Consider the following 15,660-nt stretch of genomic DNA (forward strand, 5'->3'; position numbering starts at 1 on the left):
GATGGGTTACAAGCGCTCAAAAACTAAGAGTTAATTTAAGGTAATGCTCTAAAAGGAGGATATTAATGAGTGAATTCAAATTAACCACAGTAGAAGAATTCGAAGCGGCTACCGCGAGACTGTTGGAGACAGGTGCAAAAGTTGGTGCAGATTCCTGGCAGTTAAGAGTTAAAAATCAGACACCGCACTGTAAGTTCGGTGAGGAGGGTGTCTGCTGTAGAATCTGTTCTATGGGACCTTGCCGTATTACAAAAAAAGCACCGAGAGGAATCTGTGGATGTGATGTACATGGTATCGTAGGAAGAAACTTCCTTCGTTTTACAGCAGGCGGATCTGCTACTCACTCTGACCATGGACGTGAAATCTGCCATACGTTATATGAGACAAGAGAAGGCGGAAACTACACAGTTAAGGATCCTGCAAAATTAAAAAGAATTGCTCAGGAATGGGGCATTGAGACAGAAGGCAAAGATATCTACGACCTGGCTCATGAAGTTGCGGAAACAGGTCTGTTAGAATATGGTAAACCATTCGGAACACAGAAATTCATCAAGAGAGCGCCGGAGCATACACAGGAAATCTGGAAGAGAGAAGAGATTGAACCAAGAGCAATCGACCGTGAGGTATCTCAGGCATTACATATGACTCATATGGGATGTTCTTCCAAGCCGGAAGCTTTGGTAAGACAGGCTCTTCGCTGCGGTTTATCTGACGGCTGGGGCGGTTCCATGATGGGAACAGAGTTCTCTGACGTATTATTCGGAACACCTAAGGAAATGGAAACAGAAGCTAACTTAGGTGTTATGGAAGAGGAAAACGTAAACATCGTTGTTCACGGACATGATCCTTCACTTTCAGAAATGATCTGTGAATATGCTGAAGATCCTGAAATGATTGCACTTGCAAAATCTGTAGGCGCAAAGGGAATCACAATCTCCGGTGTATGCTGTACCTCTAACGAAGTTGCAATGCGCCGCGGAATTCCTATGGCAGGTAACTTCTTACAGCAGGAAAACGTTGTGCTTACAGGCGCCTGTGAAGCTATCGTAGTAGACGTTCAGTGTATCTTCCCGGCATTAGGTCCATTAAGCAAATGTTTCCACACAAAATTCATCACCACTTCACCTGTAGCGCAGATGCCGGAATCTGACTTTATCCGTTTCTCATCTGAGTCCGCAGGAGAAAATGCAAAATTAATCGTTAAGACAGCAATTGAGAACTTCAAAAACAGAAATCCGGAATTAGTTCACATTCCAGATATGAAACAGAAAGCATTTGTGGGATATTCCTTCGAGGAAATTATCCATAAATTAGACGGTGTTACCAACTCCTTCGTTGACAAGACAGGAACTACAATGCCGCTGGTTGACTGTGTGAAATCCGGTGTTCTCAGGGGTGCGGTAGCTATGGTTGGATGTAACAATCCGAAGATCAGACCTGACGCTGCTCACATTGAATTAATGAAGAAATTAATTGCCAACGATGTTATTCTCATTGTATCCGGATGTTCTGCACAGGCTGCTGCAAAAGCAGGTCTGATGGACAAGAGAGCAAAAGATCTCTGCGGCGCCGGCCTGAAGAGAGTCTGCGAACTGGCAGATATCCCTCCGGTTCTTCATATGGGATCCTGCGTAGATATCAGCCGTATGATGATTCTTGCATCTGAAATTGCAAAAGATTCCGGCTGGAATATTTCACAGGTACCTGTTGTGGGATGTGCTCCTGAATGGATGTCCGAAAAAGCGGTATCTATCGGTAACTACGTTGTATCTACCGGTATTGACACTTATCTTGGCGTTGAACCTTATGCAACAGGATCCAGCGAAGTGGATGCTCTGCTCAAGGGCGGATTAAGAGACTGGGTAGAGGCAGCTTATACTGTAGAATCAGATATTGATAAATTAGGCGATCTTATGATTGAAAGAATTGAAGAAAAGAGAGCTGCGTTAGGTATCTAACAGCTTCTCAAAATCGTGTAATAGAAAGGTGAATAGACATGAAAATTGCAGTAACGGGAAAGGGCGGAGTTGGAAAGACAACTTTTGCGGCGACACTGGCAAGACTTTATGCTGAAGAAGGCAGAAAGGTGCTGGCTGCAGATGTAGACCCGGATGCAAATCTTGGGCTGGCTTTAGGATTTTCAGAGGAAGTCCTGGATTCTATTGTACCAATCTCAAAAATGAGAAAACTGGTAGAAGAGAGAACCGGAGCCAGCAACGACAATAAATTTTACAAACTGAACCCAAAGGTAGATGACATACCGGATACCTACGGAAAGTCCTGCAACGGAGTGAAGCTTCTTGTGCTTGGAACTGTAGAGACTGGGGGCGGCGGATGCGTATGCCCTGAGCATGTGATGCTGAAGCGTATTTTAAATAATATGGTGCTCCACAGAGATGACGTGGTAATCATGGATATGGAAGCCGGCCTGGAACACATGGGGCGGGGAACTACCGAAGGGATGGATCAGTTTATCGTTGTCATTGAACCCGGAGCCAGAAGCATCCAGACATACAAGAATGTGAAGCGTCTGGCAAAAGACCTGGGCGTAAAGCAGGTGCGTGTGGTTGCCAATAAGGTTCGGGGCGAAGAGGACGAGGAATTTATCAAGAGCAAGATCCCGGCTGAGGATTTACTTGGTTTTATTCACTACAATCAGGAAGTGATTGACGCTGACCGTCAGGGTAAATCCCCCTATGATGTCAGCAAAACAGCAACAGAAGAAATTATAAAAATCAAAGATAGAATCGATCAGGATCAATGATCTGATAGGAGGTATAACAGTGTTATTATTTGATATCGTATTTAATGGTAATGATGCCATGTATGAAGAAGCGGTAAAAGCATGCGATGACGCTATTGCAAAATACGGTGAGGACAAGGCAGTTGGTTTCCCTGAGACTGCTTACAGCTTACCATGCTATTACTCAGAGACAGGTACCAAGATCTCTACATTAAAAGAAATGAAAGAAGCCCTGGGATACATCAAATCTCTCATGACAAGAGAGAGACGTCTGGACAGCGCGTTCCAGTCAGGTGTTGCCACAGCACTTTCCGCTGAGTTTATCGAGGCTTTAAAATATATTGATGGTGCTCAGCCATATGAACTGCCATACGAAGGACACTTTTCTGATGCCAAGATCCGTGAACTGGGCGTGCCCCTGGTAACAGGCGATATCCCGGGTGTAGCCGTTATTATCGGTGAAGCTCCCACTGCACAGGAAGCAGTAGACCTGGTTAAGAGCTATCAGTCACAGGGTATCTTTGTGGCTCTGGTTGGAAAATGCATCGAGCAGATCAAAGAGCTGGGTTATAAGACTGGTTTCAACGTACGTGTGGTTCCCCTGGGCGAGGATATTGCTTCTGTAATCCACATTGTATCTGTTGCTTTAAGAGCAGCTCTTATCTTCGGTAATGTAACACCTGGTGACAGAGCGGCATTACAGAAATACACATTTGACCGAATCTTTGCTTTTGTCAACGCATTCAAGAATCTGGACGAGAAGACAGTTGCCTGCGGCGCAGGGGCTATCTACTACGGTTTCCCTGTTGTTACAAACGACATGGATTACACACCGGCAGTGCCTAAGAGCTTGATCAAATACGAAGATGTTTCTCAGTTCAATCCGATTTCTCTGGAAGCCAGAAACATCAAACTGAAAATTACAAACATTGATATTCCGGTTGCTTTTGCATCCGCATTCGAAGGCGAGATTATCCGCCGCGGCGATATGCAGATCGAATTCGACGGTTCCAGAGTTGACTGCTTCGAGTTAGTGCAGACTAAAGAACTTTCAGAAGTAGAAGATCACAAGATTGAAGTGATTGGACCAAAGATCGACGATTTCGAAGTTGGAAGCAAGCAGAGTATTGCTTACGTTGTGGAAGTGGCAGGAAAGAACATGCAGTCTGACTTTGAGCCTGTATTTGAGCGTAAGTTCCACAGCTACATCAACTGCATCGAAGGTGTAATGCACACAGGCCAGAGAGATATGATCCGTGTGCGTATCAGCAAGGACGCCCATGCAGCTGGATTTGAACTGGAGCATATCGGTGAAGTGCTGTATGCTAAGATTAAAAATGAATTTGACGCTGTTGTTGACAAGTGTCAGGTTAAGATTTATACAAATCCAGAAGACTGTACAAAACTCCGTCATGAGTTAGCAATCCCTGCATTCGACAAACGTGATGCAAGACTTCTGACTCTGACCGATGAGTCTGTTGACGTATACTACAGCTGTATCCTCTGCCAGGCATTCTCTCCATCCCACGTATGTGTGGTAACACCTGAAAGACTTGGTCTCTGCGGTGCTGTTTCATGGCTGGATGCTAAAGCTACCAACGAACTGGATCCGGCTGGTCCATGTCAGGTAATTACAAAAGAAAAATGTATCGATGAAAGAATCGGTGAGTACGAAGATGTTAACGAAGCAGTTCGCAAGTTCTCCCAGGGTGCTCTGGAAGACGTATCTCTGTATTCCATTATGGAAAAACCGATGACATCCTGCGGATGCTTTGAGTGTATCTGCGGTATTGAGCCATTCTCCAACGGTGTTATCATTGCCAACCGTGAGTATTCTGGTATGACTCCTCTTGGAATGACTTTCCCAGAGCTGGCTTCCATGACCGGCGGCGGTGTACAGACACCTGGTTTCATGGGACATGGTAAACACTTCATTGCTTCCAAGAAGTTCATGAAGGCGGAAGGCGGTATCGAAAGAATCGTTTGGATGCCTAAGGAACTGAAAGAGACAGTTGCTGAAAGATTAAATGCAACGGCCAAGGAACTTTATGGAATTGACAACTTCACAGATATGGTGGGTGACGAGACAATTGCTGAAGATCCCGAGACACTGGTAGCATTCCTGACAGAAAAAAATCATCCTGCATTAAGCATGGATCCGATGATGTAATTCTATAGTGAACTTGTAGGACAATTAGCATTGCCCCTTCGGGGGCAGTGCTAAAATCGCAAAGGACTTGGATTGGAGATGAGAATTTGTTAATTAACAGAATCTTTAACGGAAATGATGCGGTTTACGGGTTAACAGTGGGAGCTATTGACGATGCAATAGAAAAAAATGGGGCAGATAAGGCAGTGGGATTTCCAAACACAGCCTATTGTCTGCCGTGTTATTATGCTGTAACGGGTGTAAAAGTCAAGACACTGGGAGATTTGAAAGAAGCTGTCGGTGTTGTGAAAACACTAATGACAAGAGAACATGAACTGGATGATGCGCTGATGTCAGGGGTTGCCACTGCACTGTGTGCGGAGTTTATCGAGGCTCTGAAATATGTGGACGGAGCAGTTCCCTATGAAGAACCCTGCTACGGTCATCTTGCAGATGCAGTGATCCGCGAATTGGGTGTGCCGCTGGTAACCGGGGATATCCCGGGTGTGGCAGTTGTCCTGGGAAGTGCTCCTACGGCAAAAGAAGGGGTTGACCTCATCAAGAGCTATCAGGCACAGGGAATTCTGGTAACTCTGGTAGGAGGAATTATTGATCAGTGCGAAGAACTGGGATATAAGACAGGGGCGAACGTCCGTGTTATTCCTCTGGGAAAAGATGTTACATCTGTCATCCACGTTGTATCCGTGGCTATTCGTGCTGCCCTGATCTTCGGAAACGTAACTCCCGGAGACGCAGGTGCTCTTCTGTCTTATACCGCGGAGAGGGTTCCTGCATTTGTGAACGCTTTCGCACCCATTGACGATGTGATTCTGGCTGCAGGCGCAGGCGCAATCAAGCTGGGATTTCCTGTGATCTCCAACGAGACAGAAGGAATCGCAGAGGTTCCGGGCGCACTGATCCCTGCAAAGGTGGAGGACTTTAATAAGACTTCTCTGGAAGCGCGGAATATAAAGATTAAGATTACAAACATTGATATTCCTGTAGCCTTTGCCTCTGCTTTTGAAGGAGAAATTATCCGCCGGGGCGATATGCAGGTGGAATTCGACGGCTCCAGGGTAGACTGTTTTGAGTTAGTGCAGTCTAAAGATATGGAGGAGATCGAAGATCACAGGATTGAGATCATTGGTCCTGAGATCGACGAGTTCCCTGAGGGGAGCAAACAGAGTATTGCTTATATTGTAGAGGTGGCAGGGAAAAATATGCAGCCGGACTTTGAGCCGGTATTTGAACGTAAGTTCCACAGCTACATTAACTGTATTGAAGGTGTGATGCATACAGGCCAGAGAGATATGATTCGGGTTCGTATCAGCAAGGACGCATATCAGGCAGGTTTTCGTGCAAAACACATCGGTGAAGTGCTTTACGCAAAGGTAAAGAGTGAGTTTGAGGCAGTGGTTGACAAGTGCCAGGTAAAGATCTATACAATGCCGGAAGACTGTACAAAGCTGCGCCATGAACTTGCCGTACCTGCATTTGACAAGAGAGATGACAGGCTGCGCAATCTGACAGATGAATCAGTAGATGTTTATTACAGCTGTATTCTGTGCCAGGCGTTCTCGCCTTCTCATGTATGCGTAGTGACGCCGGAGAGACTGGGACTGTGCGGAGCTGTGTCCTGGCTGGATGCAAAAGCTACCAATGAGCTGGATCCCAACGGACCCTGCCAGGTAATCACAAAAGAAAAATGTATTGACGACAGAATCGGTGAGTTTGAAGATGTGAATGAGGCAGTTCATAAGCTGTCCCAGGGGGCGCTGGAAGAAGTGTCACTGTATTCCATCATGGAAAAACCGATGACGTCCTGCGGATGCTTTGAGTGTATCTGCGGCATTGAGCCATTCTCAAACGGCGTTGTGATTACGAACAGAGAGTATGCGGGTATGACTCCTCTTGGCATGACTTTCCCGGAACTGGCTTCCATGACCGGCGGCGGTGTGCAGACACCCGGCTTTATGGGACATGGAAAGCACTTTATTGCATCTAAGAAATTCATGAAGGCAGAGGGCGGAATTGAGAGAATTGTATGGATGCCCAAGGAATTAAAGGATATGGTGGCAGAGCGTCTGAACGAGACTGCCAAAGAGCTCTACGGCATCGATAATTTCACCGGAATGGTGGCAGACGAAACCATTGCTCAGGATCCCGAAACCCTTGTTGCATTTTTGACAGAACAAGGTCATCCAGCCTTGTCAATGAACCCTATGATGTAGTATAATTATTTTACGAGAGTGTGCGTGTATTTCTATCGGCGTACGCACTAAAATTATTAAAGGAGGCTAATTAAAATGCCGTTTAATCAAAAACCACAAAAGTTCAATGCAACCATTAACACAGTTGAGATTGGATGCGGGGAAAAAGCTATCAAATTAGGTGGAGAAAGTGTATTTCCTTTCTACACATTTGACGGCCCAATAGACAATGCACCTAAGGTAGGTGTGGAAATCTCTGATTTAGGACTGGGAGATGCTGTTCCGGGACTGAAAGAATTTTATGGAGATGCAGCGACACCTGCTGAGATGGCGAAAAAAGCTGAAGCTATGGAAGGTGCTGATTTTATCTGTCTGCGTTTGGAAGGCGGAGATCCAAACGGAGAGAACAAATCTGTAGAAGAGTTAGTTGCAGTTGCTAAAGAGGTGGCAGATGCTGTTACCTGTCCTTTAGTAGTAGAAGGCTGCAAGAACGTAGAAAAAGATGCTGACTTATTAGCCAAGGTAGCAGACGCCCTTCAGGGAAAGAACGTACTGCTTCTCTCTGCAAGAGAAGAGAATTACAAAGCAGTAGGCGCAGCTGCCGGACTTGCTTACAATCAGAAAGTTGGTGCTGAATCAGCCGTAGATATCAACCTTGCAAAACAGTTGAATGTTGTTACAACACAGTTAGGCGTAAAAGCTGAGAGTATTGTTATGAACGTTGGTACTGCAGCCGCAGGTTATGGTTATGAATACGTGGTATCTACCATGGACAGAATCAAAGCAGCAGCATTATCTCAGGATGATGCTATGCTTCAGATGCCTATCATTACACCAGTAGCAGATGAAACATGGAACGTAAAAGAATCCATGGCTTCTGAAGATGATATGCCAGAATGGGGTTCCAAGGAAGAAAGAGGTATTGCCATGGAGATCATGACAGCTTCCGCTGACTTAGCAGCAGGTTCTAATGCAGTTATATTAAAACATCCTCAATCTGTTGCAACCATTTCAAAAATGATTAAAGAATTAGTATAATCGGAAGAACAGGAGGATAAAATATTATGGCTTTATCAGGTATTCAAATATTTAAAATGACACCAAAAACCAACTGCAAGGACTGTGGTTCACCAACATGTATGGCATTTTCTATGAAGGTTGCCCAGGGCGCTGTAGATATCTCAGCCTGCCCGCATATGTCAGAGGAAGCGCTGGCTTCTTTATCTGAGGCTACCGCACCTCCAATGAAAACAATTAAGGTTGGTACCGGAGACGGTGAATATACATTAGGTGGAGAGACTGTTCTCTACAGACATGAAAAAACATATGTAAGCAAGACAAGATATGCGGTATCTCTGTGCAGCGGCATGGACGATGCAGCCATCGAAGCTAAATTAGCTGAGATTCCAACGGTAGACTATGAGCGTATCGGCGAAAGAATGTACGTGGAAATGCTCTATGTTAATTACTCTGAAGAAGCCGGACAGGACAAGTATGTGGCTTTGGTTGAAAAGGCAAACGCTACAGGAAGAACTTTGGTTCTGGGATGTAAGGATCCGGAAGTGGCAAAAGCTGCTTTGGCAGTATGCAAAGACGGCAAACCAGTATTAAACGGCGCTGACGCTTCTAACTATGAAGCAATGAATGCTGTTGCTGCTGAGGCAGGCGTTGTTCTCGGTGTAACCGGAGCTGACCTCAATGAATTATATGATACAGTAGCAGCACTTGAAAAATTAGGAAACAAGAATCTGATTCTGGATGTTGGATGTGCTTCTGTTAAGGATGCATTCGCAGCAGCCGTTCAGATCAGAAGAGCAGCAGTGAAAGATCAGGACAGAACCTTCGGTTATCCTTCTCTTGTAAATGTTGCAAAATTAGCTCAGGGAGATAAGTATTTACAGCAGGCTCTGGTATCCTTATTCACCATGAAATATGGTTCCATCGTTGTTATGGAAGAACTGGGATATGCAGAAGCACTTCCGTTATTCGGCTTAAGACAGAACGTATTTACAGATCCTCAGAAACCAATGAAGGTTGAGCCTGGTATCTACCCAATCAACGGCGCTGATGAGAATTCTGTCTGCCTGACAACCGTAGACTTTGCTCTTACATACTTCATTGTTTCCGGCGAGTTGGAAAGATCCGGAGTACCATGCAACTTATTAATCAGCGATGCCGGCGGATTATCCGTACTGACAGCTTGGGCTGCCGGTAAATTATCCTCCACATCTGTTGCTAAGTTCATCGCTGAGCAGGTTGAAGATAAGATTAAATGCAGAAAACTGGTTATCCCGGGTAAAGTAGCTGTATTGAAGGGCGATATTGAAGCAAAACTTCCGGGATGGGAAGTTATCGTTGGTCCTTTAGAGGCTGTTCAGTTAGTTAAGTTCTTAAAAGATATGCAGGGCTAATAGGACAGGCTTATCTGCATGAAAGCACCCCGGATCTGCATAATCCCGGATCCGGGGAATGAAATATAATTTCTTACATGAAAAGGAGAATGAGCATGGCAAAATTTATTACAATTGGGGAAAGAATTCACTGTATTTCACCAGCAATTCGTGAGGCAATGGCAACAAGAAATCCAGAGGCTATTTTAAAACGTGCGAAAGAGCAGTTAGAAGCTGGAGCTACATACTTAGATGTTAATATTGGACCTGCTGAGAATGACGGTGAAGATTTAATGAAATGGGCAGTTCAGCTCCTTCAGGAAAACTTTGACAATGTTCCGTTAGCACTGGATACAGCTAACAAGAAAGCTATTGAGGCAGGTATTTCTGTATATAACAGAGCAAAAGGCAAACCAATCGTTAACTCCGCTGACGCCGGTGATAGAATGGGCTACATTGACTTAGCTGCTGCCAACGATGCCATTGTAATCGCACTTTGCTCCAATGGACCAATCGCTGCAGACAATGACGAGCGTATGGTACACTGCCAGACTATGTTAGAGCATGGTATGATGCTGGGCATGGAACCAACAGATCTGTGGTTTGACCCATTATTCGTAGTTGTAAAAGGTATGCAGGACAAACAGATGGAAGTTCTGGAAGCTATCAAGATGTTCAGCGATATGGGTCTGAACTCTACCGGTGGATTATCCAACAACTCCAATGGTATGCCAAAACACATCAGACCAATCATGGACTCCGCAATGGTTGCTATGTGTATGATGCAGGGTCTGACATCTGCAATTGTTAACCCATGCGACGTAAGATTAATGGAAACCATCAAATCTTGCGATGTATTCAAAAATAATACATTATATGCTGATTCTTATCTGGAACTGTAATATCGGGGTTTTGGTATAAGAATAGGGAATTTATATAGGTGAGTGATCTAGCCGCTGTGAAGCAGGTACCTTATAGGGACTGTGGAGCAGCGGCTTTTTTGAAAGCAGGGACGGTGAGAGAAATCCTGCGGCGGTGGGCTATTTATCCAAAACATCGAGTCATCAATAGTGGGAAACAAGAGGAAGAGTGTACAACGTTCGACCTTCCCCACCCGTTTTCCGTGAATGTGAAGTGAGTCTCTGCCAGGTCAAGGGAGGAGGTCTTGGGGCCAGGGGTACTGGGTGGATCTGCGCAGACTGCGGAGTGCGTCCGAAGATCCACTGCCGGCGGTCACTTAGGAGCGAAGGCTCTCCTGAGCTTCTTAGTGAACGGCCAGGCAGTTAGCTGAGGAGAAACGCAGCAGCAAGCAGATCCACCCAGTACCCCTGGCCCCAAGACCTCCTCCCTTGACCGTCCGTCTGCAACGCTGCGCTGGCCGACTATGTTACCCCGAGCTTTACATACACAAAACTATCATTTTAGTAATTTTGAATAAATACACCTCCTGTTTCAATCAGAAAAAGTTACAAAGTTTTTATACAGCATAAAAATGAATTAGAAATATTAATTTTGCAATGATAAAATATAAGTAAGTCAAAGAAAAGGAAGTGTATGAATTATGAGAAGAATTACAAGTGCATGTCTCCTGCAGACGATGAAATTTGACACAATGAATGATGCCAATCCAGAGCAGGAGTTAGAAATTTTCTGCAGTAAGCTGGACAAAAAGGGAACCAGGTATTCCATTGAGAGTAAGGAAAAACAGGCGGATGGTTCTATTGTTGTGAGGCTTAGGAAGCAGTATAATTCTTACAAGACTGACGGATACCTGGATTGATTATGTGGCAGCTGGAGGTGTGACAGGAATATATGGTTGGTGCACAGGTAGTACATAAGAAATATGGTAAGGGAAAAGTGCTGGAGGCAGGTGTTTCCCATATAATGGTGAGGTTTGCCGGCAGCGAGATTCCCAAAAAGTTTGTTTATCCGGATGCCTTTAAGAAATTTTTGCTGTTTGAAGACCCTGTGTTGGAGAAAAAAGCGATGGCCGATATAGAACAGAGGGAAAAACAGATAAAAGAAGAAGAAGAGAAGAAACTTATCGAGTTTAAAATGTTTGAGGAGGAGAGAAAAAGAAAGCAGCTGGAGCAGCTGAAAAAGAAGAGGAAAGCGGCCAGAGCAAGAAAAGAAAAGGAGCTGCGCGAGTTAGAGAAAAAAGAGAAGCTGCGGTTAGAGTCAGAGCAGGAATCTGGATAAGAGAACGGCGCCCGGGAAGGCCTGGGCGCCGCTCTCTTTTTTGCTTTGTAAAGTGCCCTTTTGCTTGACAGTAAAGGGGTGAGTAAGGTATATTTATATTGACAAGCATTTGTCAATCTGACAAAAAATTGCTGGTCAATTACAGTTGTTGTAGCTTGGTTCAGGCGAACATACATAATTGTAAAATTATATTGAAGAAAGGCGAATGAAGCTATGTTTCAGGTAACTTTTAGATTCGAGAGCGGTGAAAAGGTCACGACTTACGCTCAGGAAGGGGAAAACCTTCTGGAAACAGCAAGAAAGGCAAATGTTGCCATTGATGCCCCTTGTTCCGGCAATGCATCCTGTGGAAAATGTAAAGTGCGGTTAATCAGCGGGAAGTTAGACTCCCAGAAGACGCGCCATATCTTTGAGGAGGAGTACGAGCAGGGGTGGAGGCTGGCTTGTGTCAGCAAGATAAACGGCGATGTGGAAGTGGTAGTTCCCGATATTGCATCGGCATATCGAAGCAGAATGAAAGTTGCGGATTTAAGCTCAAAAGAAGAGATCGCCATCTTCGAGAAAGCAAAATCAGACATCGAACAGGCCGGTATTGTTCTCAAGAACAGTTTGAGAACGGTAGATGTGTGTATGAATGTACCTACCCTGGATGACACCATGCCGGACAATGAGCGATTTACCAGGGCGCTAAAGAAAGAGCTTGGACTAAATAGTGTCCGGATTCCATATTCTGCGTTGAGGAAAATGTCCCATGTGTTCCGGGAAAGCGACTTTAAAGTAAAAGCCGTGATACGGGTAGCCAGTGACGATGCCTTTGTATATGATATTTATCCACAGACTGAGAAGGTTGTAATAGGCGGACTGGCCATAGATATTGGTACAACTACAGTATCTGCTCTATTGATCAATATGCTGACCGGCGATGTAATCGGCAAAGCTTCTGCAGGAAACGGACAGATCCGTTACGGCGCGGATGTTATTAACCGTATTATTGAGTCTGTGAAGCCCGGCGGCAGCGAGAGACTGCAGAAGGCGATTATTGAAGAAACGATTAATCCTATGGTTCAACAGATGTGCCGTGCCACAGGGTTTGATCCCCGCCATATCTACAGGATGAGCGTGGCATCCAATACAACCATGAACCATTTACTGACAGGGATGAATGGGGATCCTATTCGGATGGAACCTTACATCCCTACATTCTATAAAACCAATTCTCTGTATGCTTCTGATTTGGGTATTACAGTGAATCCGGATGCCCATATCATTATGGCACCGAATATCGGCAGCTATGTGGGCGGTGATATTACTGCAGGCACTTTAGTGAGTATGATCTGGAACCGTCCGGAATTTTCTCTTTTCATTGACTTGGGAACCAACGGAGAGTTGGTATTCGGAAATGAAGACTTTTTGATGAGCTGTGCCTGTTCTGCAGGTCCTGCCTTCGAGGGCGGAGACATCAGCTGCGGGATGAGGGCCACGGATGGGGCCATAGAGGCTTGCACCATAGATGCGGAAACCATGGAACCCAGCTTCCATGTGATTGGAAAAGAAGGAACTAAGCCGATCGGACTCTGCGGTTCCGGCATCATTGATGTCATCGGTGAGCTCTACCGGACAAAAATTATTAATCCAAAGGGCAAGTTTATCAGAAACGGCAAACGCGTCCGCCACGATAAATACGGAATGGGAAGCTATGTGCTCGCATTTGCTGAGGATGCCGGGTCTGTAAAGGATGTTGAGATCAACGAAGTGGATATTGACAACTTTATAAGAGCCAAGGGGGCTATCTTCTCTGCAATCAGGACAATGCTTTCTTCGGTGGACTTTGATATATCCATGATTGAAGATGTATATGTAGCGGGTGGAATCGGAAGCGGCATTAATATGGGCAATGCAGTCCGAATCGGAATGTTTCCTGATATTCCTCTGGACAAATTCCACTATATTGGGAATTCTTCTCTGTCAGGCTCCTATGCTATGCTCTTGTCTACAGCGGCAGAGAAAAAATGTTATGAAATTGCTAAGAATATGACTTATCTGGAATTAAGTGCAGTTCCGACTTATATGGATGAATTTGTTGCTTCTTGCTTTATACCGCATACAGATGCAGCTTTATTCCCATCCGTTGAACTCACTGGACAGAATCCTGAATAATCTGAGGTGATATATGAATTTTGATTACGCAAAAGACAGTAAAGAACAACGGCCGTTTGAATACTATTTCAAGAAATACCAGAGTATGGATCCGGCGGAGATAAGTGAGAGAACCGGTATACCATACGATGAAGAGAATAAATTTTTTATACTTCGTCTTATGGGAAGCAGCTATGAGATTTCCTACCCGGAATATGAAATCAGACACAGGGAGGATACTGTCGGCAGTTATCCCCTGGAGACGGCCATGAATGCCAAGATCCTGGCACTTCGTTATCTGGTGGAGGGAAACAGAGCACCCTCTGCCGGCGAATATCTCACATATCGGGAGGTTCCCTGGGGAGAATTCTATTTTAGAAATTTTCAGGGGAGATGCCTGGCAAGGCTGGCATTTGGTTATGGGACTAAAATTACCAGATTTCAGGAAATTATGGAGCATCTGGGGGCAAAAAAGCTTGATCTGGGAGATGCTTCCTATGAATTTGAATTTATGAATGACTTGTTTGTACGGTTTATCTTGTGGGAAGGGGATGAGGAATTTCCTCCGTCGTCCCAGATACTATTCTCAGATAATTTTCCCATTGCTTTCTCCGCAGAGGATATGGCGGTGGTGGGCGATATTTCTATCGGCCTTTTGAAAACTTTGGAGAAACAGCAGTAACTTTTCCTGCCGATCGAAACATCCTTACGGATGCTTTGATAAATTGTAACTTGTCAACCATGATATAGTAGAGTAAATATTGCGCGTAAAGTGCCTTGGGATGGGAAGTTGCCCTTGGACGAAGGTGGCCGTGAAATTCTACCACGATGTAATATTGCATCCGCTACTGCATTAAAGAGTATGATGTATTGCCTCTTTGGTGTAGATCTACTATACACCTGAAGAAGGCCTTTGTATGCCTAAGGAGGAACATACATCATGAAAAAACTGAATAGCAGAGTTATCGCTTTTGCCGGTGTATTGATTGCCATGAATATTATTCTTTCCAGAGTGGTGGCAATTAACATTGGAAGCTCACTTCGCATTACGGTCAGTGCTACACCTATTTACCTGGCAGGGTTCTGGTTTGGACCTTTCGTGGGAGGGATCTGCGGGGGATTGTCAGATCTTCTCGGATGCCTGGTTTCAGGGTACGCGCCGAATCCATTGATTCTGGTATCTTCTGTACTTACAGGAGTACTCCCGGGATTGTTAAAAGGATTTGTGACCAGGAAACCGGATATTTTCCGGTTCTTCGGCGTTGTTGCACTTCACGGGATTGTGGGGTCCCTGGGATTTGCAACATTTGGGCTCAGACTGTATACAGGTATGCCATGGGCAGTTCTGTATTCTACAAGAGCTGTACAGACATTGCTTTTGACAGCAGTGAACAGTATGCTGGTTTTTGCTCTTTACAGAAGCCCGCTGACTGGTATAGTAACCAAGTCTATGTCCCAAATAAGGGGGAAGGCACCGGAGACAGTGAAACGGTAATTTTGCAATTGGTTGAAAATAACTTGGTGATAGCCGGTTATTTTAGAAAGGGAGGATTTTACAATGGGATTCAAATCAGACATCGAAATTGCACAGGAAACGACCATGCAGCCGGTTATGGAGGTTGCAAAAACAGCAGGTATTGATCCAAAATATTTGGAACAATACGGAAACTACAAAGCTAAGATTGACTACAACATGCTTCGTGACACCGATAAGAAGGATGGAAAGTTAATTCTGGTAACAGCAATTTCTCCAACGCCGGCCGGTGAAGGCAAGACAACGACTACCGTAGGTCTGGCAGACGGTATGCGCAAGATTGGCAAAAACGTTATGGT

13 protein-coding genes and 1 riboswitch are annotated in these 15,660 nt (G+C 44.9%); all 13 genes read left to right on the plus strand.

Annotated elements, in window-relative coordinates:
• Positions 1–65 precede the first annotated feature (65 nt).
• Positions 66–1,958, plus strand: coding sequence for an anaerobic carbon-monoxide dehydrogenase catalytic subunit (gene cooS / locus GKG41_RS15405; RefSeq protein WP_154260217.1), 1,893 nt, complete (start codon positions 66–68; stop codon positions 1,956–1,958).
• Positions 1,959–1,996: 38 nt separating this feature from the next.
• Complete coding sequence (locus GKG41_RS15410; RefSeq protein WP_154260219.1) at positions 1,997–2,764, plus strand: carbon monoxide dehydrogenase accessory protein CooC; 768 nt, start codon at positions 1,997–1,999, stop codon at positions 2,762–2,764.
• 19 nt (positions 2,765–2,783) lie between these two features.
• Positions 2,784–4,913 (plus strand): acetyl-CoA decarbonylase/synthase complex subunit alpha/beta, encoded by a 2,130-nt coding sequence (gene acsB, locus GKG41_RS15415; RefSeq protein ID WP_226902582.1) that lies wholly within the window; start codon positions 2,784–2,786, stop codon positions 4,911–4,913.
• A gap of 86 nt (positions 4,914–4,999) precedes the next feature.
• Entirely contained in the window at positions 5,000–7,123 is a 2,124-nt protein-coding gene (gene acsB, locus GKG41_RS15420) for an acetyl-CoA decarbonylase/synthase complex subunit alpha/beta (RefSeq protein ID WP_154260221.1), read from the plus strand.
• A gap of 75 nt (positions 7,124–7,198) precedes the next feature.
• Positions 7,199–8,140, plus strand: a complete 942-nt coding sequence (gene acsD, locus GKG41_RS15425; RefSeq protein WP_072853010.1) for an acetyl-CoA decarbonylase/synthase complex subunit delta — start codon at positions 7,199–7,201, stop codon at positions 8,138–8,140.
• A gap of 26 nt (positions 8,141–8,166) precedes the next feature.
• Positions 8,167–9,513: an acetyl-CoA decarbonylase/synthase complex subunit gamma gene (gene acsC, locus GKG41_RS15430; protein WP_154260224.1), complete on the plus strand. Its 1,347-nt coding sequence runs from the start codon at positions 8,167–8,169 to the stop codon at positions 9,511–9,513.
• A gap of 95 nt (positions 9,514–9,608) precedes the next feature.
• Positions 9,609–10,394, plus strand: a complete 786-nt coding sequence (gene acsE, locus GKG41_RS15435) for a carbon monoxide dehydrogenase/acetyl-CoA synthase methytransferase subunit (RefSeq protein ID WP_154260226.1) — start codon at positions 9,609–9,611, stop codon at positions 10,392–10,394.
• A gap of 659 nt (positions 10,395–11,053) precedes the next feature.
• The gene (locus GKG41_RS15440) at positions 11,054–11,272 is read left to right on the plus strand and encodes a protein pyrBI (RefSeq protein WP_154260228.1); all 219 of its coding nucleotides are present in this window, start codon (positions 11,054–11,056) and stop codon (positions 11,270–11,272) included.
• Between the two features lie 32 nt (positions 11,273–11,304).
• Positions 11,305–11,691 carry a hypothetical protein gene (locus tag GKG41_RS15445; RefSeq protein WP_154260230.1) on the plus strand — a complete coding sequence of 129 codons (387 nt, stop codon included), beginning with the start codon at positions 11,305–11,307 and terminating at the stop codon, positions 11,689–11,691.
• 213 nt (positions 11,692–11,904) lie between these two features.
• On the plus strand, positions 11,905–13,848 hold the full coding sequence (gene acsV, locus GKG41_RS15450) for a corrinoid activation/regeneration protein AcsV (RefSeq protein WP_154260232.1): 1,944 nt from the start codon (positions 11,905–11,907) through the stop codon (positions 13,846–13,848).
• A 13-nt stretch (positions 13,849–13,861) separates the two neighbouring features.
• The gene (locus GKG41_RS15455; protein WP_154260234.1) at positions 13,862–14,509 is read left to right on the plus strand and encodes a DUF3786 domain-containing protein; all 648 of its coding nucleotides are present in this window, start codon (positions 13,862–13,864) and stop codon (positions 14,507–14,509) included.
• A gap of 66 nt (positions 14,510–14,575) precedes the next feature.
• Positions 14,576–14,677: riboswitch (THF riboswitch) on the plus strand.
• A 90-nt stretch (positions 14,678–14,767) separates the two neighbouring features.
• Positions 14,768–15,322: a folate family ECF transporter S component gene (locus GKG41_RS15460; RefSeq protein WP_154260237.1), complete on the plus strand. Its 555-nt coding sequence runs from the start codon at positions 14,768–14,770 to the stop codon at positions 15,320–15,322.
• Positions 15,323–15,385: 63 nt separating this feature from the next.
• On the plus strand, positions 15,386–15,660 hold a 275-nt coding region (locus GKG41_RS15465; protein ID WP_154260239.1), incomplete at its 3' end, for a formate--tetrahydrofolate ligase.

The sequence above is a fragment of the Lactonifactor sp. BIOML-A5 genome (genome assembly GCF_009677585.1).
Classification (GTDB): domain Bacteria; phylum Bacillota; class Clostridia; order Lachnospirales; family Lachnospiraceae; genus Lactonifactor.

What these genes read in the sequence shown, in the direction of transcription:
- GKG41_RS15410 (WP_154260219.1), top strand. Translation starts at nt 1,997, where the DNA reads ATGAAAATTGCAGTAACGGGAAAGGGCGGAGTTGGAAAGACAACTTTT.
- acsE (WP_154260226.1), top strand. Translation starts at nt 9,609, where the DNA reads ATGGCAAAATTTATTACAATTGGGGAAAGAATTCACTGTATTTCACCA.
- acsD (WP_072853010.1), top strand. Translation starts at nt 7,199, where the DNA reads ATGCCGTTTAATCAAAAACCACAAAAGTTCAATGCAACCATTAACACA.
- cooS (WP_154260217.1), top strand. Translation starts at nt 66, where the DNA reads ATGAGTGAATTCAAATTAACCACAGTAGAAGAATTCGAAGCGGCTACC.
- GKG41_RS15460 (WP_154260237.1), top strand. Translation starts at nt 14,768, where the DNA reads ATGAAAAAACTGAATAGCAGAGTTATCGCTTTTGCCGGTGTATTGATT.
- GKG41_RS15445 (WP_154260230.1), top strand. Translation starts at nt 11,305, where the DNA reads ATGGTTGGTGCACAGGTAGTACATAAGAAATATGGTAAGGGAAAAGTG.
- acsV (WP_154260232.1), top strand. Translation starts at nt 11,905, where the DNA reads ATGTTTCAGGTAACTTTTAGATTCGAGAGCGGTGAAAAGGTCACGACT.
- GKG41_RS15440 (WP_154260228.1), top strand. Translation starts at nt 11,054, where the DNA reads ATGAGAAGAATTACAAGTGCATGTCTCCTGCAGACGATGAAATTTGAC.
- GKG41_RS15455 (WP_154260234.1), top strand. Translation starts at nt 13,862, where the DNA reads ATGAATTTTGATTACGCAAAAGACAGTAAAGAACAACGGCCGTTTGAA.
- acsC (WP_154260224.1), top strand. Translation starts at nt 8,167, where the DNA reads ATGGCTTTATCAGGTATTCAAATATTTAAAATGACACCAAAAACCAAC.